20 protein-coding genes and 1 tRNA gene are annotated in these 21,119 nt (G+C 67.9%); 12 read left to right on the top strand and 9 right to left on the bottom strand.

The genetic code is table 11. The features are described 5' to 3' along the window. Positions 1-109: 109 nt before the first annotated feature. Positions 110-1,633 carry an ATP-dependent DNA ligase gene (locus OG947_RS21565; protein ID WP_328812841.1) on the top strand — a complete coding sequence of 508 codons (1,524 nt, stop codon included), beginning with the start codon at positions 110-112 and terminating at the stop codon, positions 1,631-1,633. A 23-nt stretch (positions 1,634-1,656) separates the two neighbouring features. Then, on the top strand, positions 1,657-2,178 hold the full coding sequence (locus OG947_RS21560) for a DUF402 domain-containing protein (RefSeq protein ID WP_328812840.1): 522 nt from the start codon (positions 1,657-1,659) through the stop codon (positions 2,176-2,178). A gap of 7 nt (positions 2,179-2,185) precedes the next feature. Here OG947_RS21560 and coaE read toward each other — a convergent pair whose 3' ends face one another. Continuing rightward, positions 2,186-3,403, bottom strand: coding sequence for a dephospho-CoA kinase (gene coaE, locus OG947_RS21555; protein ID WP_328812838.1), 1,218 nt, complete (start codon positions 3,401-3,403; stop codon positions 2,186-2,188). 169 nt (positions 3,404-3,572) lie between these two features. Here coaE and OG947_RS21550 point away from each other — a divergent pair, with 169 nt between their 5' ends. Next, positions 3,573-3,803 carry a hypothetical protein gene (locus OG947_RS21550; RefSeq protein WP_081821417.1) on the top strand — a complete coding sequence of 77 codons (231 nt, stop codon included), beginning with the start codon at positions 3,573-3,575 and terminating at the stop codon, positions 3,801-3,803. Between the two features lie 202 nt (positions 3,804-4,005). Here OG947_RS21550 and rpsA read toward each other — a convergent pair whose 3' ends face one another. Then, positions 4,006-5,484 carry a 30S ribosomal protein S1 gene (gene rpsA, locus OG947_RS21545; RefSeq protein ID WP_027506761.1) on the bottom strand — a complete coding sequence of 493 codons (1,479 nt, stop codon included), beginning with the start codon at positions 5,482-5,484 and terminating at the stop codon, positions 4,006-4,008. 356 nt (positions 5,485-5,840) lie between these two features. Between rpsA and OG947_RS21540 the strand changes: the two genes are divergently transcribed. Continuing rightward, complete coding sequence (locus OG947_RS21540; RefSeq protein WP_328814088.1) at positions 5,841-6,653, top strand: class I SAM-dependent methyltransferase; 813 nt, start codon at positions 5,841-5,843, stop codon at positions 6,651-6,653. A gap of 4 nt (positions 6,654-6,657) precedes the next feature. On the opposite strand, the gene OG947_RS21535 is transcribed toward OG947_RS21540, so the two are convergent. Further along, positions 6,658-7,794 (bottom strand): isocitrate/isopropylmalate dehydrogenase family protein, encoded by a 1,137-nt coding sequence (locus OG947_RS21535; RefSeq protein ID WP_328812837.1) that lies wholly within the window; start codon positions 7,792-7,794, stop codon positions 6,658-6,660. A gap of 20 nt (positions 7,795-7,814) precedes the next feature. On the opposite strand from OG947_RS21535, the gene OG947_RS21530 reads away from it, so the two are divergent. Continuing rightward, positions 7,815-8,357 (top strand): 2'-5' RNA ligase family protein, encoded by a 543-nt coding sequence (locus tag OG947_RS21530; RefSeq protein ID WP_027506763.1) that lies wholly within the window; start codon positions 7,815-7,817, stop codon positions 8,355-8,357. On the opposite strand, the gene OG947_RS21525 is transcribed toward OG947_RS21530, so the two are convergent. Both OG947_RS21525 and OG947_RS21520 read right to left on the bottom strand, forming a co-directional pair. Further along, complete coding sequence (locus OG947_RS21525) at positions 8,347-9,240, bottom strand: DMT family transporter (protein ID WP_268788575.1); 894 nt, start codon at positions 9,238-9,240, stop codon at positions 8,347-8,349. The genes OG947_RS21530 and OG947_RS21525 overlap by 11 nt on opposite strands. 2 nt (positions 9,241-9,242) lie before the next feature. Next, a complete protein-coding gene (locus OG947_RS21520) occupies positions 9,243-9,368 on the bottom strand; it encodes a hypothetical protein (protein WP_261769712.1) in 126 nt (41 codons plus the stop codon). Between the two features lie 83 nt (positions 9,369-9,451). Between OG947_RS21520 and OG947_RS21515 the strand changes: the two genes are divergently transcribed. Beyond that, positions 9,452-10,450: a GlxA family transcriptional regulator gene (locus tag OG947_RS21515; protein ID WP_027506765.1), complete on the top strand. Its 999-nt coding sequence runs from the start codon at positions 9,452-9,454 to the stop codon at positions 10,448-10,450. A gap of 103 nt (positions 10,451-10,553) precedes the next feature. Next, positions 10,554-10,925, top strand: a complete 372-nt coding sequence (gene trxA, locus OG947_RS21510; protein WP_027506766.1) for a thioredoxin — start codon at positions 10,554-10,556, stop codon at positions 10,923-10,925. Between the two features lie 81 nt (positions 10,926-11,006). Here trxA and polA read toward each other — a convergent pair whose 3' ends face one another. Beyond that, positions 11,007-13,670, bottom strand: coding sequence for a DNA polymerase I (gene polA / locus OG947_RS21505; protein WP_328814087.1), 2,664 nt, complete (start codon positions 13,668-13,670; stop codon positions 11,007-11,009). Between the two features lie 215 nt (positions 13,671-13,885). On the opposite strand from polA, the gene OG947_RS21500 reads away from it, so the two are divergent. From OG947_RS21500 to OG947_RS21485, 4 genes are read left to right on the top strand one after another with little or no spacing between them, the layout of a single operon-like run. After that, positions 13,886-15,268, top strand: a complete 1,383-nt coding sequence (locus tag OG947_RS21500; protein WP_027506768.1) for a branched-chain amino acid ABC transporter permease — start codon at positions 13,886-13,888, stop codon at positions 15,266-15,268. 2 nt (positions 15,269-15,270) lie between these two features. Further along, complete coding sequence (locus OG947_RS21495) at positions 15,271-16,263, top strand: branched-chain amino acid ABC transporter permease (protein WP_027506769.1); 993 nt, start codon at positions 15,271-15,273, stop codon at positions 16,261-16,263. After that, a complete protein-coding gene (locus tag OG947_RS21490; protein ID WP_328812836.1) occupies positions 16,253-17,266 on the top strand; it encodes an ABC transporter ATP-binding protein in 1,014 nt (337 codons plus the stop codon). The genes OG947_RS21495 and OG947_RS21490 overlap by 11 nt, the downstream gene beginning before the upstream one ends. Beyond that, positions 17,263-18,087 carry an ABC transporter ATP-binding protein gene (locus tag OG947_RS21485; RefSeq protein WP_027506771.1) on the top strand — a complete coding sequence of 275 codons (825 nt, stop codon included), beginning with the start codon at positions 17,263-17,265 and terminating at the stop codon, positions 18,085-18,087. The genes OG947_RS21490 and OG947_RS21485 overlap by 4 nt, the downstream gene beginning before the upstream one ends. 212 nt (positions 18,088-18,299) lie before the next feature. Here OG947_RS21485 and OG947_RS21480 read toward each other — a convergent pair whose 3' ends face one another. Both OG947_RS21480 and OG947_RS21475 read right to left on the bottom strand, forming a co-directional pair. Continuing rightward, on the bottom strand, positions 18,300-19,637 hold the full coding sequence (locus tag OG947_RS21480) for an ABC transporter substrate-binding protein (RefSeq protein WP_027506772.1): 1,338 nt from the start codon (positions 19,635-19,637) through the stop codon (positions 18,300-18,302). 189 nt (positions 19,638-19,826) lie between these two features. Continuing rightward, entirely contained in the window at positions 19,827-20,432 is a 606-nt protein-coding gene (locus OG947_RS21475; protein WP_027506773.1) for an ANTAR domain-containing response regulator, read from the bottom strand. 149 nt (positions 20,433-20,581) lie between these two features. On the opposite strand from OG947_RS21475, the gene OG947_RS21470 reads away from it, so the two are divergent. Beyond that, positions 20,582-20,658: transfer RNA gene (locus OG947_RS21470), tRNA-Leu, on the top strand. A gap of 21 nt (positions 20,659-20,679) precedes the next feature. Here OG947_RS21470 and OG947_RS21465 read toward each other — a convergent pair. Continuing rightward, positions 20,680-21,057 carry a hypothetical protein gene (locus OG947_RS21465; RefSeq protein WP_328812835.1) on the bottom strand — a complete coding sequence of 126 codons (378 nt, stop codon included), beginning with the start codon at positions 21,055-21,057 and terminating at the stop codon, positions 20,680-20,682. Between the last annotated feature and the right edge of the window lie 62 nt (positions 21,058-21,119).

Below are 21,119 nucleotides of genomic sequence, written 5' to 3'. Positions count from 1 at the left end.
ACCACCAGAGTAGGCCCGACCACCGACACAGTCGCCGTTCGGCGGGTCACACGACCCGGCCGCGGGTACACCGACCGTCGCTGTCGGACCTGCGCGTCACAATGGGCCCATGCTGCTCGCACGCGTCGTCGAGACCTCGGCCACGGTGGCCGCCACCCGGTCCCGCAAGGCCAAGGTCCTGGCGCTCGCCGCGCTGCTGGCCGAGTGCGCTCCCGAGGAGGTCGCCCTGGTGACGCTCTACGCGTCCGGCACTCTGCGTCAACGCCGTACCGGCCTGGGGTGGCGCAGCGTCGCCACTCTCCCCCCGGCCGCCGACGCACCGACGCTGACGGTCGCCGCCGTCGACGCGGCGTTCGACGCCGTCTCGACGATGGCGGGTCCGGGATCGCAGGCAGCACGCGCGGCGGCGGTGTCCGCTCTGTTCGGCAGCGCCACCGACACGGAACAGACCTGGCTGCGCGGCGTGGTCACCGGTGAGGTCCGCCAGGGTGCGCTCGACGCGCTGGTCCAGGAAGCCGTGGCGGCCGCGGCCGACGTCCCGCTCCCCGAGGTGCGCCGGGCCGCGATGCTGTCGGGATCCACGGTGACGGCCGCGACGGCCGCGTTCACCGGCGGGTCTGCGGCACTCGCGGAGCTGGGACTGACCGTGGGCCGAGCGGTGCTCCCCATGCTGGCCTCCAGCGCCCCCACCGTGGCCGAGGGCGTGGCGAAGGCGGCCGGTGGCGCCGCCGGCGCCGTGGCGCTCGACACCAAGCTGGACGGCATCCGTGTGCAGGTCCACCGTCGCGGTGAGGACGTCTCGATCAGCACCCGCAGTCTCGACGACATCACCGCACGCCTGCCCGAGGTCGTCGAGTACGTGCGCGCCCTGCCGCTCACCTCCGTGGTGCTCGACGGCGAGGCACTGGCCCTGGACGAACAGGGACGTCCGCGGGCCTTCCAGGAGACGGCGTCACGCACAGCGCAGTCGACGGGTGTGGCCGTGACGCCCTTCTTCTTCGACATCCTGCACCTGGACGGTGAGGACCTGCTGGACCGTGCGCTGCACGAGCGGCTGGCCGTTCTCGACGCTCTGATCCCGGAGGGCAACCGTGTGCCGCGGCTGGTGACGGCCGACCTCGAGGCCGCGGACTCGTTCGCGGCGTCGGCGGTCGCGTCCGGTCACGAGGGTGTGGTCGTCAAGAACCTCGATGCGCCGTACGACGCGGGACGGCGCGGCGCCGCCTGGGTCAAGGTGAAGCCGGTGCACACGCTCGACCTGGTGGTGCTCGCAGTCGAGTGGGGATCCGGTCGCCGGTCCGGTCTGCTGTCCAACATCCACCTGGGCGCAGTGGATCCTGCCGGCGGGTTCGTGATGCTGGGCAAGACCTTCAAGGGCATGACCGACGAGATGCTCGCCTGGCAGACGGAGCGGTTCCTGGCTCTCGAGACGGGACGGACCTCGCACGTGGTGCACGTGCGGCCCGAGCAGGTCGTCGAGATCGCGGTCGACGGACTGCAGCGTTCCTCGCGCTATCCGGGCGGCATCGCACTCCGATTCGCGCGCGTGGTCCGCTACCGCGACGACAAGGTGGCTGCGGACGCCGACACGCTCGACGGCGTGCGCAGCATGTTCGCGCCGCCCGCTCCGTGACGGTGCGCGGTACGGTGCGGACCATGACGGGTCTGGCACACGTGCACCCACCGAAGGTCGAGGTGTTCGACGTCGCGGGACGCACCAACACCGATCCGAAAGGTGTCGTCCGCCCGGTCGACGTGTACGAGACGACCGACTGGGGGCTCTACATGGCCCGTCCGTCGGACCATCCGTCCTTCGACTACCTGGAGTCGTGGATCGTCCCCAGCCTGGGTATCCGCGCGTCGATCTTCCACTACCTGCCCACGCATGTCCGCGACCAGAACCACTACGTCGACATCGGCGAGTTCGTCCGCGACGGGGACGTGTGGCACTCGGTCGACCACTACCTCGACATCGTCGTCCGTACCGGCCGCGACGCCGAGCTCCTGGACGTCGACGAATTGCTCGTCGCGCACAGCACCGGGTTGCTCGACGCGCGGACGACGGAGGCCGCCATCCGTCGGGCGTCCGACGCCGTGGACGGAATCGCGGCGGCGAACCACGACGTCGACGGATGGCTCGCCGCTCTCGGCATGGCGACCCACTGGGCGGATCGCTGAGGAGCGATCAGTCGGCTTTCCACCCCGTCCGAGCCGCCCACTCCACGACCTCGGGATACACACTGTCGAAGTACGGCGCCTTCTCCCCCACATACGCCTCGATGGCGTCCACGTACTCGCCGTGTTCCGCGGCTCGCGCGGCAGCACGGGTCTTCACGTCGAGGTACGCCTCCCGAGCGGCGGGGTCGGCGCGAAGCCGGTCTCGGAACATGAGCGCGAAGACCTGTCCGGGGTACCCGTCGACCCGGAGGTGGATGTTCACCGGTCTGCCCGGGTCGGCTGCGCCGTGCAGACGCTTCTCCCACAGTGCAGGATCGGCTTCCCCCGGCACCGCCGACGGCTTCGGGTCGTCGGCCGTGATGTGTTCGATGCGCGGAAAGGTGGCCGCCGTCAACGGATCGCGCAGTTCGTCCGCGGTGGCGAGATCCGCCACCGTCACCTGGATGTCGAGGACGTCCTTCGCCGGGAAGTCGGGAACCGCGGTGGATCCGATGTGGTCGATCCGTAGCGCTCGGTCGCCGCAGGCGAGGCGCACACGATCGATCACGCGCTGTGCCTCGGCCGGCCACATCGGGTCGGCCGGCACTACGCGGGGGGCGGTCCGGGCCACGGTCTCCGAGCGGAGGTTGGCCGCGAAGAGCTCGAGACGATCGGCCCATAGTTCACGGACGGTGGCCTCCAACGCCTCCGGTGTCCCGGAATTGTCGAGCCACACGTCGGCGGCGGCGCGGCGCTGCTCGTCCGTCGCCTGGGCTGCGATGCGGGCGCGGGCGTCGTCCTCGTTCAGTCCACGCGAGGCCACCAGCCGTCGCACCCTCTCCTCCGCCTCGACGTGGACGACCACGACGAGGTGAAAGGCTGCGGCGGTGCGAGATTCGACGAGCAACGGGATGTCGTGCACCAGGACGCAGTCCGGCGGAGCGCTGTTCACGAGTTCGGTCGTGCGCTGCCCGATCAAGGGGTGCAGGATGCCGTTCAGAGCGAGGCGGGATTCCTCGTCCCCGAAGGCCTTGGCTGCCAACGCCGGTCGATTCAGGCTGCCGTCGTCTGCCAGGATGTCCCCGCCGAAGCGCTCGACGAGAGCGGCCAGTCCGGGCGTGCCCGGCTCCACGACCTCGCGCGCGATCTTGTCGGCGTCCACCACCACGGCGCCGAGGTCGGCGAGGGTGCGTGACACCGTCGACTTCCCCGCGCCCATTCCACCGGTCAATCCGATTCTCAACACGCACCCAGTGTGGCCGAGTCCGGCGCGCAGCGCATCAACACGCCGCGAATCACCAGTCTCAAATGCACCATGTTTCCCAACCTGTCGGTTATCTTCGAGGCGCACAACAGGCTTTCGTATTTTCTCCGGAAGGCTCCGCGAGACGGTACTCGACAGGTAAAGGACGGGCATGAACACCATTGCGGGAGAGGGAGTCGGTCGGATGCAGTCCGGACGGCACCGCCTGGGCATGTCCGACGGCGTCCACTGCATCCTGATCCCTCAGGTCGCCGATGCGCTGGCGGAACATCGCCGCAACTGGTTCACCTCGCTCATCAGCCCTGCCCGCCACAGCTTCGCGTCCATGCGCAAGCGCGGCGTGCAGATGGGCACCGGCTGGAGTGCAGCCGCAGCGAGCTGACCCACCGCACCACCGACCACACGAGAGAAGGCCCGATCCTGCGCGGATCGGGCCTTCTCTCGTGTGTGGAGCCGGTCGGGTGCCGGTGCCACGAACGGGAGAAGCCCCGAACCTGTGCGGTTCGGGGCTTCTCTCGTTCAGCGGTCGATCAGCGGATCATACTCCGCCGGGTCGGCGAATCAGGCTCCGCCGGGTCGGCGAATCAGGCTCCGCCGGACAGCTTCTCGCGCAGAGCGGCGAGCTGTGCGTCACTGGCGAGCGATCCGCCGGTGGACTCGGGAGCTGCTGCCGCCGGTGCACCCTGTGCGGACGGGGTACCGGTCTCCGAGGAGTAGCCGGCCGCTGCGTTGGCAGCTTCCTGCGCCTCGTCGGCTGCGGTCTTCTCCATCTGCGCGGTGTGCATCTTGTGGCGACGCTCCGCCTCGGCGTAGCGGCCTTCCCACTCCTCGCGCTGCTTGTCGAAGCCCTCGAGCCATTCGTTGGTCTCGGGATCGAAGCCCTCGGGGAAGACGTAGTTGCCCTGCTCGTCGTACGAGTCGGCCATGCCATACTTGGACGGATCGAACTCGGCGCTGTAGTCCTCGTTGGCCTGCTTCAGCGACAGCGAGATGCGGCGACGCTCGAGGTCGATGTCGATGACCTTGACGAGCGCGTCGTCGCCCACGGTGACGACCTGGTCCGGGACCTCCACGTGGCGCTCGGCCAGCTCGGAGATGTGGACCAGACCCTCGATGCCCTCTTCGACGCGCACGAACGCACCGAAGGGAACCAGCTTGGTGACCTTGCCCGGGACGATCTGACCGATCGCGTGGGTACGGGCGAACTGACGCCACGGGTCTTCCTGCGTCGCCTTGAGCGACAGGGAGACACGTTCGCGGTCCAGGTCGACGTCGAGAACCTCGACCGTGACCTCGGTGCCGACCTCGACGACCTCGGACGGGTGGTCGATGTGCTTCCAGGACAGCTCGGACACGTGGACCAGGCCGTCGACTCCGCCGAGATCGACGAACGCGCCGAAGTTGACGATGGAGGACACGACGCCCTTGCGGACCTGGCCCTTCTGGAGCTGGTGCAGGAACTCGCTGCGCACCTCGGACTGCGTCTGCTCGAGCCATGCACGGCGCGAGAGGACGACGTTGTTGCGGTTCTTGTCGAGCTCGATGATCTTGGCCTCGATCTCCTTGCCGACGTACGGCTGGAGATCGCGGACACGACGCATCTCGACGAGCGACGCGGGAAGGAAGCCACGGAGACCGATGTCAAGGATGAGTCCACCCTTGACGACCTCGATGACGGTGCCCTTGACGGCCTCGTCCTTCTCCTTGAGCTCCTCGATGGTGCCCCAGGCGCGCTCGTACTGTGCGCGCTTCTTCGACAGGATCAGACGACCCTCTTTGTCCTCCTTGGTGAGGACGAGAGCTTCGACCTCATCGCCCACGGAGACGACCTCGTTGGGGTCGACGTCGTGCTTGATGGAGAGCTCGCGAGAGGGGATGACGCCTTCGGTCTTGTAACCGATGTCGAGCAGGACCTCGTCACGGTCGACCTTGACGATCGTGCCCTCGACGATGTCGCCATCGTTGAAGTACTTGATCGTCGCGTCGATCGCGGCGAGAAAATCCTCGGCGGAGCCGATGTCGTTGACGGCTACCTGCGGCGAGGTGACGGTGGATGAGGCCATGTGGTGAGTTGCTCCGGACGGGTTGGGGTCGGTGGATGGATGTTCGGTCGGACAGACTCGTTCTTCCTGCGGACAGGACACGCGTGCTGCCGTATCTTGAGCGCTGGGAGACGAGACACGACGCAGTCCCCCCGGACACGCCACGGACCCTCGCCGACGAGCGGGAGTCCGATCACGTGCACGCGAAGACAGACATTCGCGTATCGAAGACTACTCGGTGCCCCGCGCACCGAGCAAACCCGGTTACCGTGTTGCGCGTGTCCACAGAAACCCCCGGCGATCTCGGTGTTCCGGCACGTCCGACCGGGTCCACGCCCGGCCACGCTCCCGCCGCCGACGCGGCCCCCGCGGAGCCGCTGCCCGGTCGCCGCCGCGTCGACTCCCGATCCTCCGAGCGGGCGTCCCGGTCCTGGTGGGACCACGATTCCGACGAGTACCACCGCACCCACGGCGACTTCCTCGGCGTGACGAGCGAGGCCGGCGAGTTCGTGTGGTGCCCCGAGGGTCTGCACGAGGGCGACGTGCACCTGCTCGGTGACGTCGAGGGGCGCGACGTGCTCGAGATCGGATGCGGATCCGCACCCTGCTCGCGTTGGTTGGCCAGTCACGGTGCCCGCGCGACGGGCCTCGACATCTCGGCCGGAATGCTGGCGCACGGCGCTGCGGCGATCGCGGCCCGCGAGGCATCGTCCCCGGGCAGTGCGTCACCCGCACTGATCCAGGCCTCCGCGGAGAACCTGCCGTTCGCCGACGCGTCCTTCGACGTGGTGTGCTCGGCCTTCGGCGCGATCCCGTTCGTCGCCGACTCCGCCGGAGTCATGCGTGAGGTCCGGCGCGTGTTGCGCCCCGGCGGACGGTGGGTGTTCTCGGTCAACCACCCGATGCGGTGGATCTTCCCGGACGATCCGGGCCCGGCCGGGCTGACCGCCACCATCCCCTACTTCGACCGCACGCCGTACGCCGAGTTCGATCCCGACGGCACCGCCACCTACGTCGAGCACCATCGCACCGTGGGCGACCGCGTTCGCGAGATCGTCGCCGCCGGGCTGACTCTGGTCGACATCGTCGAACCCGACTGGCCGGAGTGGCTCGATCGCGGGTGGGGTCAGTGGTCGCCGTTGCGTGGAGAGCTCTTCCCCGGCACCGCGATCTTCTGCTGCACCGCCTGACCTGTCAGAGACCACGCACCACGTGGGCGTCGACCGTCTCGAGGAACTCGCTCGTGGACGCGAGTCCCCCGATGTCCGCGGTACCGACTCCCGAGGCGATCGTCGCCTCGACCGCCGCGCGAATCCGCTCACCCACCCGTGCGTGATCGGCGGGCCCGGGTCCCGCCGCGAGGTGCTCGAGCATCGCGGCCACCGACAGCAGCAGCGCCGTCGGGTTGGCGCGGTTGCGGCCCGCGATGTCGGGGGCCGCGCCGTGGGCGGCCTGAGCCATCACCTTGGTGTCCGAGGCGTTGATCGACGGTGCCGTCCCGAGCGACCCGGCCAACTCGCCGGTGAGGTCGGACAAAATGTCACCGAACATGTTCTCGGCCACCAGGACGTCGAAGGTCTCCCCAGACCGCACGAGCTTCGCCGTGAGGGCGTCGATGTGCTCGTGGTCCACCTCGACGTCCGGGTGCCGCTCGGCCACCTCCATGCACACGTCCTTGAACAGCCCCGTCGTCAACCGCAACACGTTCGTCTTGTGCACCACGGTCACGTGACGCCGACGAGTCTCCGCGAGGGCGAACGCCTGCTCGGCGATGCGTTCGCACGCTCGACGGGTGAACACCGCCACGGCCAGGGCGACGTCGGGAGTGGGCATGAACTCCCCGGATCCGACGGCCATGTTGCGGTCGGCGTAGAAGCCCTCGGTGTTCTCCCGGACGACGACCAGGTCCATGTCCGGACTCGTCGCCCGCACGCCCGGCAACGCGCGTGCCGGCCGGATGTTCGCGTACAGATCGAACTCCTTGCGGATGCGACCACCCGGCGTCAGCTGCCCCCGCGTCTCCTCGGGGTAGGACGCGCTGTCGTGCGGTCCGAGGACCCAGGCGTCCAACTCTGCCAACGCGCTCAGGGTGCGCGGCGGTACCGCGTCGCCGAACTCGTCGAGTGCCGCACGACCGAAGGGCAGCTCCACCCACTCGACGGGCGTGGCACCCAGGGCCTGCACGGCCGCATCGACGATCTGTACGGTCCCGGGCACGATCTCGGTGCCGATGCCGTCGCCGTGCAGGACACCGATGCGGTGCGGTGCGCGGCGCGAACCGGCACCGGACTCGTCGGACTGTGAGGCCCCGGGATGCGCTGCACTCGTCATGGCCGCCATCATTACCCATCATGGTGCAGTCGGTGGAACTCCTCCTGGACGAGCGCAGCGACGATGCGATTCGGCGCGAGTGGAACTACCTCGCCGAGCTGGGCCTGCCGAGTCAGGCTCGGCACGCGGGGGCGTCCAACCGTCCGCACGTCACCATCGCGGTCGCGTCGAGGATCGACGACGTCGCCGAGCGCCGGCTCGCCGCTCTGATCGCCGACGGACGAGACGCCGGGTCGTGGCGGTTCCCCGAGTCGGTACGCCTCGGCGGGTTGGTGGTCTTCGGCGGATCGCGGGCGGTCCTGGCCCGCTCCGTCGTGCCGACCGCGGCTCTCCTGGATCTGCACGCGCGGGTGTACGAGGCGCTCGCCGACTCGCCCGGCATTCCCCCGCATCTCGAACCCGGGCACTGGACTCCGCACGTGACCCTGGCGATGCGCGCGCGTCCCGAGGACATCGGTTCCGCAGCATCGCATCTCGTGACCGATCTTCAGGACGTCGACGCCGAGGTGTCGGCCGTCCGTCGCTGGGACGGCGACGCGAGAGCCGACTGGCTCATCGGGTGACAGGCGGCGCGGCCACCGAGGCGGCTCGGCGCCTCGTCGTGACCACCACCCCGACGATGATGAGCGCGGTACCGAGCACCGCGTTCGCGGTGACCGACTCGTCGAGCACGAGGGCGCCGAGCGCGATGCCGACGACGGGACTGAGGTACGTCACGGTCGACGCGGCGGACGGTCCCCATCCCGTCACGACGTTGGTGTTCCACAGGAAGGCCAGCCCGGTGCCGGCACAGCCGAGCGCGAGCATCGACGCGACGACGGGCACGTCGAGACGCACCGCGTCGCTCGCCACCACGGGTGCCGCGACCAGCATCATCATCGCGGCGAGACCGATCTGCATCGTCGCCACCGCCAACGACGGCACACCCAGCGGGATGACGAACCGACGCAGGTACACCAGCGCGACACCGTAGGACGCGGTGGCGCCGAGGCACGCCAGCTGCGCACGCGGGCTGCCACTCAGACCGCTCTCCCACGGCGCGAACACCACGACGATGCCGGCGAAGCCGATCAGGAGGCCCGCGGCGCGCAGCAGAGTCGGCCGTTCGGCGGGAAGAACGGCGAAGGCCAGCACCGTCGTCATGAGCGGCGTCGTCGCGTTGACGATGGATGCCGTGGCCGAGTCGATCTCCTGCTCCGCCCACGCGAACAGCAGCCACGGGAGGATGCACTGCACCACCGCGAGGAACGTCGAGTGGAGCCACACGACTCCTCGCCGCGGGAGTCGAACATGCATGGGACGCAACAGGATCAGCAGTGTGGCCGCACCGAGGACGAGTCGCGCCAGCACCACCTGGACGAAGCTCAGCCCCTCGAGGCCCACCTTCATGAACAGGAAGCTCGCGCCCCACACCGCTGCGGTGGCCAGGAACTGCAGTACGAGCACGATCAGAAACGGTAGTCGCCGTGGCGGGTCACCTCGGCATGGGTGTCGGGTGTCCGATCCGCGAGTGCGAGGGCGGCCAGGACAGTGAGGAGGAGCAGGACTGTCGCGAGAACGAGGAAGAAGGTCATGCGAGAAATACTCCGTCGCAGCGGATTCCACCAACAGTGGCAGTAATGACATATTTCGTCGTTTTCCTGCCATACTGGGCGACATGCTGACGAAGGTGGTCGTCCCGCTCCTGCCGTTGACCGAGGCGTTCGAACTGGGTGTCGCGTGCGAGGTCTTCGGATTCGACCGGTCGGACGACGGACTGCCGGTCTACGACTTCTCGCTGATCGCGGCCGTCCCCGACCCGATCCGCACTCGGTTCGGCTACTCCATCGACGTCCCGTACGACCTCGATCGACTCGACGACGCGGATCTGATCATCATGTCCGCGGGTGGTACCGCGACGGCGCCGGACGGCACGTTCGCCTGCGGCACCGGTGACGGCCACGACCTCGAGCCGCTGGCCGAGAAGTTGCGCGCTGCCGTGGCGAGAGGCGCGCGCGTCGCGAGCCTGTGCACCGGCGCCTTCGTTCTCGGCGAGGCGGGACTGCTGGACGGACGTCGGTGCACGACCCACTGGCGCCATGCGGCGCGCCTGGCCGAGCGCTTTCCCGGCGCCACGGTCGACTCGAACGTGCTCTACGTCCAGGACGGCAACGTCTACACCAGCGCGGGAACCGCTGCCGGGATCGACCTGTGCCTGCACATCGTGCGGTCCACACAGGGCGCCGCGGTGGCCAACGGCATCGCACGACGCATGGTGGTGCCCCCGCACCGTGACGGCGGCCAGGCCCAGTACGTCGCGGTGCCCGTCCCCACCTGCGACTCGGACACCCTCGCCCCGCTCATCGACTGGATCGCCGAGAACCTGCGCGAGGACCTCACTGTGGACGTCCTGGCAGCACGCGTCTCGATGTCGCCCCGCACCTTCGCTCGCCGATTCCAGGCGGAGACGGGCACGACCCCGGCACGCTGGATCAGCGATCAGCGCGTTCTCGAGGCGCAGCGACTCCTCGAGTCCAGTGACCTGTCGGTGGACGCCGTCGCGGACACCGTGGGATTCGGTTCCGCGGCGGTGTTGCGCCAGCACTTCCTGCGGCTACGCCGCACCACACCGCAGTCCTACCGGCGCACCTTCCGGGCGGCGCCCGTCTCGGTCTGATCGAATTCGGGAATGACGGCGCGGGTCCGCCTGTTGACGGTGGACAGAACACCATGCCGGAGCCCACACGAGGTGGGTCGGCACTCACGACGAAAGGATCCTCGTGGCAACGCAGACCCTCACCCAGCAGAACTTCGACGAGACCGTCACCGGTAACGACGTCGTTCTGGTCGACTTCTGGGCCGACTGGTGCGGACCGTGCAAGCAGTTCGCCCCGACGTTCGAGAAGTCCTCGGAGCAGCACCCCGACGTCGTGTTCGGCAAGGTCGACACCGAGGCGGAGCAGGGACTCGCCGCCGCCGCGAACATCCGCTCGATTCCCACGCTCATGGCGTTCCGCGAGGGCGTCCTCGTCTTCGCGCAGCCCGGCGCACTTCCGCAGGCGGCGCTCGAGGACCTGGTCGGCCAGATCAAGGGCCTGGACATGGACGACGTCCGCAAGCAGATCGCGGAGCAGCAGGCCGCGGCCGAGTGACCACCGCGGGCTGACAACCGCACCACGACGGCGGGCGACGGAAGAGATTCCGTCGCCCGCCGTCGTCGTCGTGTGGTCGCCTCAGTGTGCGGCGTCGTCCCAGGTGCGACCCGTTCCCACGGAGACGTCGAGCGGCACCGACAGCTCGATGGCGTGCGCCATCTTGTCTCGGACCAACGCCTCGACCTCGGCGCGTTCGGACTCGACGACCTCGAGCACCAGTTCGTCGTGCACCTGGAGGAGCATCCGCGAGGTGAGCCCGGCCTCGACCAGTCCGAGCTGGACGTCGATCATCGCGACCTTGATGATGTCGGCCGCGGTGCCCTGGATGGGGGCGTTGAGGGCCGCGCGCTCGGCGACCTCGCGGCGCTGACGATTGTCGCTCGTCAGATCCGGCAGGTAGCGGCGACGTCCGTAGAGAGTCGAGGTGTAGCCGACCTTGCGCGCCGCCTCCACGACCTCGTGCAGATAGTCGCGCACCCCACCGAACCGGGAGAAGTACGCCTCCATCTGCTCCTTGGCCTCCTCGGTGGAGATCTTGAGCTGCTGGGAGAGGCCGTAGGCACTGAGCCCGTACGCCAGTCCGTACGACATCGCCTTGACCCGGCGGCGCAACTCCGGCGTCACCTCGTCGATGGGCACCCCGAAAGCGCGCGACCCGACGAAGCTGTGCAGATCCTCGCCGGTGTTGAAGGCCTCGATGAGCCCCTCGTCCTTGGAGACGTGCGCCATGATCCGCATCTCGATCTGGCTGTAGTCCGCCGTCATCAGCGAGTCGTAACCCTCGCCGACGACGAAGCCCTCCCTGATGCGACGGCCCGCGGACGTCTTGACCGGAATGTTCTGCAGGTTGGGCTCGGTGGAGGACAGCCGACCCGTCGCGGCGATGGTCTGGTTGAACGTGGTGTGGATGCGCCCGTCGTCGCTGACCGACTTGAGCAGACCGTCGACCGTCACCTTGAGCCGCGTGGCGTCCCGGTGATCGAGTAGGTGCCGGAGGAAGGGATGCTCGGTCTTCTCGAACATCGACTGCAGCGCTTCGGCATCGGTGGTGTAGCCGGTCTTGGTGCGCTTGGTCTTGGGCATGTCGAGCTCGTCGAACAGGACCACCTGCAACTGCTTGGGTGACCCGAGGTTGATCTGCTTGCCGATCACCGCGTAGGCCGCCTCGGCGGCGACGCTCACCTCCCCGGCGAACTGACTCTGCAGGTCGTGCAGATGATCGAGATCGATCGCGATACCGGTGTTCTCGACGGTGGCGAGCACGCCGAGCAGCGGCAGCTCCATGTCCGAGAGCAGCGGCGCGGACTCGATCTCGTCGAGCTCACGGTCCAGCGCGTCCGCGAGATCCAGCACCGCCTGCGCTCGCAGTATCTCCCCCTCGGCCACCGCTGCCTGCGTCTCGTCCTCGCTGTCGAGCAGGGACAGCTGGGCGTCGCCGGCGTCTTCGATGCGCAACTCGCGCTTGAGGTACCGCAGCGACAGGTCGTCGAGCGCGAAGCTCCGCTGCCCCGGTCGGACCAGGTAGGCCGCGAGTGCGGTGTCGCTGGTCAGCCCCGCGACGGGCCATCCGCGACCGCGCAGCGCATGCAACGCCCACTTGGCCTCGTGGAGAGCCTTGGGCCGCGACTCGTCCGCGAACCAGGCCGCGAGCGCCTGCTCGTCCTCGGCGGTGAGCCCGATGGTCTCGACGTAGGCGCCCTCCCCGTCCGCCGACGCGAACGCGACGGCCGACGCGTCACCGTCGAACGGGGACCGCGTCCCCACGACGGAGAGCCCGGTGCGGACACCGTCCTGCGTGTGCGCCTCGAGCCACTCGGCGAGCTCGCCCGGTTCGAGCGCGCGGCCCCGCACCTCGAAGCCCTCCTCCGCCTCCGGCTCGGTCGACGAGAGGGTGGCGAAGAGCCGATCGCGCAACACACGGAACTCGAGATCGTCGAACAGCGCGTGCACGCGCTCGCGGTCCCACGGCGCCAGCTGCAGCTGATCCGGTGTGTACGGCAGAGGGACGTCGCGCACCATCTCGGTGAGCTGGCGATTGAGGACGACGCTGGAGAGATTGGCGCGCAGCGCGTCGCCGACCTTGCCTCGCACGGTGTCGACCTTGTCGACCAGGTCCTCGAGGCTGCCGTACTCCCGGATCCACTTGGTGGCGGTCTTCTCCCCCACCCCCGGGATGCCGGGAAGATTGTCGCTGGGGTCTCCGCGCAGCGCCGCGAAGTCCGGATACTGGGCCGGGGTGAGTCCGTACTTGCTCTCGACCTCCGCCGGCGTGAACCGCGTCAGGTCGGAGACGCCCTTGCGCGGGTAGAGGACGGTCACCTGGTCGTTGACCAACTGCAGCGAGTCCCGGTCGCCGGTGACCACCAGCACCCGGTACCCCGCCGCGACCGCCTGCGTGGTGAGGGTGGCGATGATGTCGTCCGCCTCGAAGCCCGGCTCCGCCATCACCGGGATGCCCAGTGCTCCGAGGACGTCCTTGGTGATGTCGATCTGCCCCGCGAACTCGTCGGGCGTCTTGATGCGATTGGCCTTGTACTCCGGGAACTTGTCCGCCCGGAAGGTCTGACGAGAGACGTCGAAGGCCGCGCCGACGTGCGTGGGCGACTCGTCCCGCAGCAGATTGATGAGCATGGAGGTGAACCCGTACACCGCGTTGGTGGTCTGCCCGCTGGTGGTCTTGAAGTTCTCGGCGGGCAGGGCGTAGAAGGCGCGATACGCCACCGAGTGACCGTCGATCAGCATCAGGAGGGGCGAGGACTCGGTTACTGGACTCACGCAGGTCAGTCTAGGGAGGCGTACCGACACGGGCGTGGTCGGCGGTCGACCGCTTCGAAACAAGACTGAAACATCGAAGAAATCGAAGCGGCCGTTCTCGATACCCGGAGCCCGATAGAGTCCGACAATTGCAAGCAGAGCCGAGATTCCTCGGCGTTAGTCGACCGTCCGAGAGGACCCCCGTGCCCCCCTCGAGTCCTCGACGGCCCGGACGAACGACGGCCACCGCCGCCCTCGTCCGCGCGCTCGTCGTCGTACTCCTCGGCCTCATCGCCGCAGCCACCTTCGGTGGAACGGCCCTGGCCCAGGAACCCACTCCGTCCCCCACTCCGAGCTCGAGCTCACCACCCGCGAGCGGCTCCGAGTCCGACTCCGCTCCACCCGCCGACGCGGTGAACGTCAGCGGCAGCCTGAACAACGCCGGTGAACGCCTCGTCGGCGTCGACGTCGTGGCCCTCGACTCCGGAGAGTCCGAGGTGGCTCGCACCACGTCGGAAACCGGTGGGCGATGGACACTTCCGGTCTCACCCGGCAGTTACACGTTCCGCGTCGACCCCGAGACCCTGCCCGACGGTGTCTCCGTGCAGGGCGACGTCGAACGCACCGTGGAGGCAGGTCGCGCCAACACCGTCATCTTCAGTTTCGGTGAGGAACGCAGCGCCACGGTCGTCCCGTTCTACGAGAAGTTCCTGCGCACCACCATCGACGGGCTGCGCTTCGGCCTGGTCATCGCGCTCGCCGCGATCGGTCTGAGCCTCATCTTCGGCACCACCGGGCTCACCAACTTCGCCCACGGCGAGTTGGTCACGCTCGGCGCCGTCGCGGCATGGGTCTTCAACCAGAAGCTCGGGATCCAGCTGATCCCGGCGACCGTCCTGGCGGTGATCGTCGGTGTGGCGGTCGGCTGGGCAAACAACGCCGGACTCTGGAGACCGCTGCGCAGACGCAAGACCGGCCTCATCGGCCAACTCGTCGTCTCGATCGGTCTCGCGATCGCCCTGCGGTACCTGATCCTCATCTTCTTCTCCGACCGCGCCGAGCCCTACAAGGACTATCAGGCGCAGGTGCAGCGTGAGTGGGGGCCGTTCGCCATCACCGACGTCAACCTCGCCTGCATCGTCATCAGCGTCGTGGTGCTCGTGCTCGTCGCGCTCATGCTGCAGAAGACCCGTATCGGCAAGGCCATGCGCGCCGTCGCCGACAACCGCGATCTCGCCGCGTCGTCCGGCATCAACGTCGAGCGCGTCGTGACCTTCGTCTGGTGCATGGGCGGCGGTCTCGCCGCTCTGGGCGGCGTGCTGTTCGGGCTCTCCGAGCTCGGCGGACGCGTCCAGTGGGAGATGGGCTTCAAGCTCCTCCTGCTCATGTTCGCCGGCATCACCCTCGGTGGCCTCGGTACGGCGTACGGCGCCCTGCTCGGCTGTGTCATCGTCGGTCTGCTGGTGCAGTGGTCGACGCTCGTGATCAACCCCGACCTCAAATACATCGGAGGATTGCTCGTCTTGATCGTCATCCTCATCGTCCGGCCGCAAGGCATCCTGGGCTCGCGGCAAAGGATCGGCTGACCATGGACATCATCGGAGCAATCCAGGTATCGCTGGCCCAGCTCGTCGGGCCCTCCGCGATCTTCTACGCACTTCTCGCCATCGGACTGAACCTGCACTTCGGCTACGCAGGACTGCTCAACTTCGGTCAGATCGGCTTCGCCCTGCTGGGCGGATACGGCGTCGGCATCATGACCATCACGTACGAACAGCCGCTGTGGCTCGGCATCCTCGTCGGACTCGCGGCAGCCGGTCTCCTCGCGCTCGTGCTCGGTATCCCCACCCTGCGACTGCGGGCGGACTATCTCGCCATCGTCACCATCGCGGCGTCGGAGATCCTGCGACTGGTCTTCCGGTCCACCGCGTCGAACGGTGTCACCGGATCGACCAACGGCCTCTTCGGTTTCGCCGATCCGTTCACCAACCTCAGCCCGTTCGACTCGGGCAAGCAGTACTCGTTCGTCGGCGTGAAGTTCTACGGCGACGACCTGTGGGCCATGGTGGTCGGATGGTCACTGGTGCTGATCCTGTGCGGACTCGTGTACCTGCTCACGCACAGCCCCTGGGGACGCGTCCTCAAGGCGGTGCGCGAGGACGAGGACGCCGCCCGCTCGCTGGGCAAGAACGTCTTCGTCTACAAGATGCAGGCCCTCGTCCTCGGTGGCGTCATCGGCGGTATGGGCGGCGTGTTCAACGCTCTGCAGACCAAGTCGATCAACCCCGACTTCTACTCGACGGCGCAGACCTTCTTCGCCTTCGGCGCACTGATCCTCGGCGGTGCGGCCACGGTCTTCGGTCCGGTCGTCGGAGCCATGCTCTTCTGGTTCTTCCTGTCGATCCCCGACGTGCTGCTGCGTCAGGCCGCCGCCGGCGACGACCCGCTCATTCCGATGACCGAACAGCAGGTCGGCGCCACACGATTCGTCCTCCTCGGCATCCTCATCGCGGTGCTGATGATCTTCCGCCCGCAGGGACTGCTGGGCAACAAGCGGGAGGTACAGCTCGATGCCAAGTAACACCATCGCGGCACGCAAGCCGCTCAGCGCCGAGGTGCGCGCGGCGTTGTTCGCCGACGTCGCGAACACCCCCGGCGTCGCCAAGCCCGACCCGACCATGGTGGTCGACGGCGTGTCCCGGACCTTCGGTGGCCTCAAGGCCGTCGACGTGGCACACCTCGAGATCCAGCGTGGCTGCATCACCGGTCTGATCGGCCCGAACGGCGCCGGCAAGACGACCTTGTTCAACCTGCTCACCGGGTTCGACCAGCCGGACACCGGGTCCTGGTCGATGGACGGCAAGTCGCTGGGCAGGATGACGCCGCACCAGGTGGCGCGCCACGGTGTGGTGCGCACGTTCCAGCTGACGAAGGCACTGTCGAAGCTGACCGTGCTGGACAACGTCCGGCTCGGTGCCACGGGACAGAAGGGTGAGCGGATCTTCAACACGCTCATGCCGTGGACGTGGAAGGCGCAGGAGCGGGAGGTGACCGAGCGTGCGCGGGAACTGCTCGCGCGATTCAAACTCGACGCGAAGTCCGAGGACCTCGCGGGATCCCTCTCCGGCGGACAGCGCAAGCTGCTCGAGATGGCGCGAGCGCTCATGACCGATCCCGCCGTCGTCATGCTCGACGAGCCCATGGCCGGCGTGAATCCCGCACTGACGCAAAGCCTTCTGGGCCACATCAAGTCGCTGCGCGACGACGGCATGACCGTCGTCTTCGTCGAGCACGACATGGACGTCATCCGCGACATCAGTGACTGGGTCGTGGTCATGGCTCAGGGCAGCGTCATCGCCGAGTCCGCGCCCGCGCAGTTGGCGGACAACGAGGCCGTCGTCGACGCGTACCTGGGAAGCCACCACGATCAGGCGCTCGAGTTCGACGCCGACGGAAATCCTGTGGGCGCCACGGCAGAACTGGCCGAGGCGCTCGAGCAGGCCGAGGTCGAGACACTCGAGTCGGGCGGAGATCTCTCCGAGGCCGAACCCGAGATCGGGACGGACAAGAGGACCACGACATGACCGAATCCGGGGCGACCACATCCGGGGGAACCGGGCTCACCGCAGCAGAATTCGCGGCGACACCGGACGAACACCGCCGCCTGGCCACCGACGCGCTCGTGCGTGCCGACGACCTGGTGGCCGGATACATCCCCGGCGTGAACATCCTGAAGGACTGCAACTTCTATCTGAACGACGGCGAGATCGTCGGCATCATCGGCCCCAACGGTGCCGGCAAGTCGACGTTGCTCAAGGCACTCTTCGGTCTCATCCCGATCCGCAGCGGATCCGTCACGCTGCGCGGCGACACCATCACCTCCGCCGAGGCACACGTGCTCGTGACGAAGGGCGTCGGTTACGTTCCGCAGACCCAGAACGTGTTCCCCTCGCTCACCATCGAGGAGAACCTCGAGATGGGGATCTACCTGCGGCCGAAGAAGTTCCAGGAACGGTTCGACTTCGTCAGCGAGCTTTTCCCGCTGCTGTCGGAGCGTCGCAAGATCAAGGCGGGCGCACTGTCCGGTGGCGAGCGGCAGATGGTCGCCATGGGCCGCGCGCTGATGATGGAACCGTCCGTGCTGCTGCTCGACGAGCCGTCGGCCGGACTGTCTCCGATGTTCCAGGACGAGGTCTTCATCCGCTGCAAGAAGATCAACGCGGCGGGCGTCTCCATCATCATGGTGGAGCAGAATGCTCGCCGGTGCCTCCAGATCTGTGACCGCGGCTATGTGCTGGATCAGGGCAAGAATGCGTACACCGACACGGGCACGAACCTGATGAACGACCCCAAGGTCATCGAGCTGTACCTCGGCACGTTGGCGGGGAGCAAAGAGAAGAAGTAGTACCCGCGCACACCGACAGGGGCGCTCCGAGCTTGCTCGGGGCGCCCTTCTCGCTGTCTGCGTCCCCCCACCCTCGGCGAGTACGTCCGAAGTGCCGTGCAACGAGCCGTATTCACAGCACTGTCGACGTACTCGCGGACGGGGAGCCCCGAGCACGACAGCAGAACGGGCCCGACTCCAGTGGAGTCGGGCCCGTTCCGGGATACTGCAGATCAGCCGCCGACGACGATGTAGTCCTCGGTGGTGAGCTTGTTGTCCGGTCCGAAGACCAGCTTGCCGTACGAGCCGACGGACGGCTCGCCGCCGTCGGTGAACGCGAGCTCACCGGTGACACCGTCGTAGTCGATGTCGGTTCCGGCCTTCACCAGCGGCAGGCACTCCTGGAACGTGGTGCACTTCGTTCCGTCCTTGGTGACGGAGTTGATGTTCGCCGCGATGTCGACACCCGCGGTGGACTTCGCCTGCTCTGCGGCCAGGGCGGAGATCACGACGGCGTCGTAGGACTCACCGGCGTAGTTGAAGTCGACCAGAGCCGGGTTGACGGCCTTGAGACGGTCCTGGAAACCGGCGCCCACGTCGGTGAGCGGCGTGGTGCCACGCATGGTGTCGAGCAGGCCGGGTCCGACCGACTCGCCGAGGGCGTTGCCCATGTTGCCGTCGACGCCGTAGACGGCGGTGCCGTCCGACGGTCCGATGCCGATCTCGTGCATGCGGGTGATGATCTTCGCCGACTCCTCGAAGCCGATGATGGCGACGGCGTCCGGGTTGAAGTTCTTCACCTGGTCCACCTCGGCGTTGAACGACTGCGCGTTGGGGTCGTAGATGATCTTCTGGATCTGGTCGGACGCGATGCCGGCGTCCTCGAGGTTGGTGACAGTGTTGCTCGCCAGGCCCGTACCGTACGGGTCGTTGAGCGCGAGGATGGAGACGCGCTGGCCGCCGTCCTCGGCGATGAGCTGCGAGAGCGCCTGTGCCTGAAGCACATCGGTCGGTGCCGTGCGGAAGTACTGGCCCTTGTCCGCGTAGCAGACGAACTGGTCGGAGGTGTTGGCCGGCGAGATCTGCACGACGCCGGCGCTGGCGATCTTGTCGATGACCTTGAGGGACACCGAGGACGACGCTGCACCCAGGATGACACTGACGCCGGCCGCGAGCTCGCGGTCGACGGTGCTGTTCGCGGTGTCCGTGGTGGTGTCGCCCGAGTCGCCGGGGATGAGCTCCATCGGCTGGTCGAGAACGCCACCGGCGCCGTTGACGTCGTTGACTGCGAGCTGCACGCCGGCGACCTCGGGCGGGCCGAGGAAGGCGAGGCTACCGGTCTCGGGAAGCAGTGTGCCGAGCTTGAGCGGAGTGGTCACCGGCGTCGCGCCGGCAGTTGCCTGCTCGGGTGTGCAGTCGGTGTCCACGGTGGCCTCCGCAGCTGCGGAAGAGCCGCCGGCAGCGCTGGTTTCGCTGCCGGAACTCGAATCGTCGCTCGAGGAACAGCCGAACAGGGCGAGCGAAGCGACGCTCACCACCGCAGCCGTCCGAACGATGGTTCGTCTTGCCATCTGTCGTCTCCTAGAAATATGTGCGTCACGCACCCGATACCGTGACGCTCGTGAAGGAGAACCTATCGCTCCCCGACGGTTCGCGACCCGTGGAACAAGCCCTGTGACCTTACTGTGACGTCTACGCAGCCAGTTTTAACGCAGCCGTAGCCTGGCACAGTCTTCGAGGCCGGATCACGGCACTCGGTGTCACGCGACGGGGGCGTCTCCGAGCGTCTCGATGACGACGGAGGCGACCGCTTTCATGGTGGTGCGGCGGTCCATCGCGGCCCGCTGGATCCACGTGAAGGCCTCCGGCTCGGAGAGCGACTGTGACGTCATCAGCAGACCCTTGGCGCGCTCGATGAGTTTGCGCGTGTCGAGGCGGTCGTGGAGATCCGCGATCTCGGTCTCCAGCGCGGAGATCTCGGTGAACCGGCTGGCGGCCAGTTCCACGGCGGGCACCAGGTCCGCCTTCGTGAAGGGCTTCACCAGATACGCCATGGCGCCGGCGTCGCGGGCCCTCTCGACGAGTTCGCGCTGGCTGAAGGCCGTCAGGATCACGACCGGAGCCAACCGAGCCGCGGCGATCTCGGAGGCCGCGTCGATACCGTCTCGACGCGGCATCTTCACGTCCATGATCACCAGATCCGGAACCAGGGCGCGGACGAGGTCCACCGCTTCCTGACCGTCCGCGGCCTCGCCGACTACGTCGTACCCCTCCTCGCGCAACATCTCCACGAGGTCCAGCCGAATGAGTGACTCGTCCTCCGCGACCACCACACGACGTGGCTGCGACGGTGCCGGTGTGTTCACGCTGACTCGCCCTCCCTCGATGCACTGCTCCCCCGCGGCGGCGCCGTTCTCGACGCTGCGCCCGGGCCGTCGTCAGGGTACCGGTGCACCGCATCCGGCACCGATCTTCTACACTCGGTGACCGCACCAGCTCGCCCCGCGAGCGGTTCGCCCTCGTATCCCAATTGGCAGAGGAAACGGATTCAAAACCCGTGCAGTGTGAGTTCGAGTCTCACCGAGGGCACCAGTACATCTCCCCCGCAGCCGCTCAGGCCATCGATCGAACGTCCAGCGAGAGCGCGAATCCCGGATCGGCCGCCCCCGTCGTCAGGCGCAGCACGTGGCGCCCCACCCGTCGGCATGCGAAGGAGATCGGGAACGCCACAGCCTGCTGCTCCCCCTCGAGGTGACCGGCGACGGGCAGTTCGAACACGTGCAGAGGCTCGTCCTCGCCGTCCGTGATCCCCACCCGTACCCGCTCACCCGACACGTCGTCGGGGCCACGCTGCAGCAGGACCACCAGGTAGGCCTCGACGGGCTGCGCGAGGGACGGGACCACACACCAGTCCCAGATGCCGCCGAGCACGTCGAGCTTCTGGTCCGACTGGCGCGCGTAGTCGGCGAAGAAGGCACTCGTGACGATCATCGGACGACCCCGGCGGTGGGCACCGTGATCTGATGGGACGACAGAACCGCCGCATCATCGAA

The organism is Rhodococcus sp. NBC_00297 (assembly GCF_036173065.1).
Classification (GTDB): Bacteria; Actinomycetota; Actinomycetes; order Mycobacteriales; family Mycobacteriaceae; genus Rhodococcoides.
Note: the sequence above shows the minus strand (reverse complement) of the source record. Positions and strands in the feature narration are given on the sequence as shown.

What these genes read in the sequence shown, in the direction of transcription:
- OG947_RS21535 (WP_328812837.1), bottom strand. Translation starts at nt 7,794, where the DNA reads ATGACGAGTGCAGCGCATCCCGGGGCCTCACAGTCCGACGAGTCCGGT.
- OG947_RS21485 (WP_027506771.1), top strand. Translation starts at nt 17,263, where the DNA reads ATGACCGAATCCGGGGCGACCACATCCGGGGGAACCGGGCTCACCGCA.
- OG947_RS21565 (WP_328812841.1), top strand. Translation starts at nt 110, where the DNA reads ATGCTGCTCGCACGCGTCGTCGAGACCTCGGCCACGGTGGCCGCCACC.
- OG947_RS21495 (WP_027506769.1), top strand. Translation starts at nt 15,271, where the DNA reads ATGGACATCATCGGAGCAATCCAGGTATCGCTGGCCCAGCTCGTCGGG.
- OG947_RS21480 (WP_027506772.1), bottom strand. Translation starts at nt 19,637, where the DNA reads ATGGCAAGACGAACCATCGTTCGGACGGCTGCGGTGGTGAGCGTCGCT.
- polA (WP_328814087.1), bottom strand. Translation starts at nt 13,670, where the DNA reads ATGCTGATCGACGGTCACTCGGTGGCGTATCGCGCCTTCTACGCCCTG.
- OG947_RS21560 (WP_328812840.1), top strand. Translation starts at nt 1,657, where the DNA reads ATGACGGGTCTGGCACACGTGCACCCACCGAAGGTCGAGGTGTTCGAC.
- OG947_RS21530 (WP_027506763.1), top strand. Translation starts at nt 7,815, where the DNA reads ATGGTGCAGTCGGTGGAACTCCTCCTGGACGAGCGCAGCGACGATGCG.
- OG947_RS21465 (WP_328812835.1), bottom strand. Translation starts at nt 21,057, where the DNA reads ATGATCGTCACGAGTGCCTTCTTCGCCGACTACGCGCGCCAGTCGGAC.
- OG947_RS21520 (WP_261769712.1), bottom strand. Translation starts at nt 9,368, where the DNA reads ATGACCTTCTTCCTCGTTCTCGCGACAGTCCTGCTCCTCCTCACTGTC.
- OG947_RS21550 (WP_081821417.1), top strand. Translation starts at nt 3,573, where the DNA reads ATGAACACCATTGCGGGAGAGGGAGTCGGTCGGATGCAGTCCGGACGG.
- OG947_RS21490 (WP_328812836.1), top strand. Translation starts at nt 16,253, where the DNA reads ATGCCAAGTAACACCATCGCGGCACGCAAGCCGCTCAGCGCCGAGGTG.
- OG947_RS21515 (WP_027506765.1), top strand. Translation starts at nt 9,452, where the DNA reads ATGCTGACGAAGGTGGTCGTCCCGCTCCTGCCGTTGACCGAGGCGTTC.
- rpsA (WP_027506761.1), bottom strand. Translation starts at nt 5,484, where the DNA reads ATGGCCTCATCCACCGTCACCTCGCCGCAGGTAGCCGTCAACGACATC.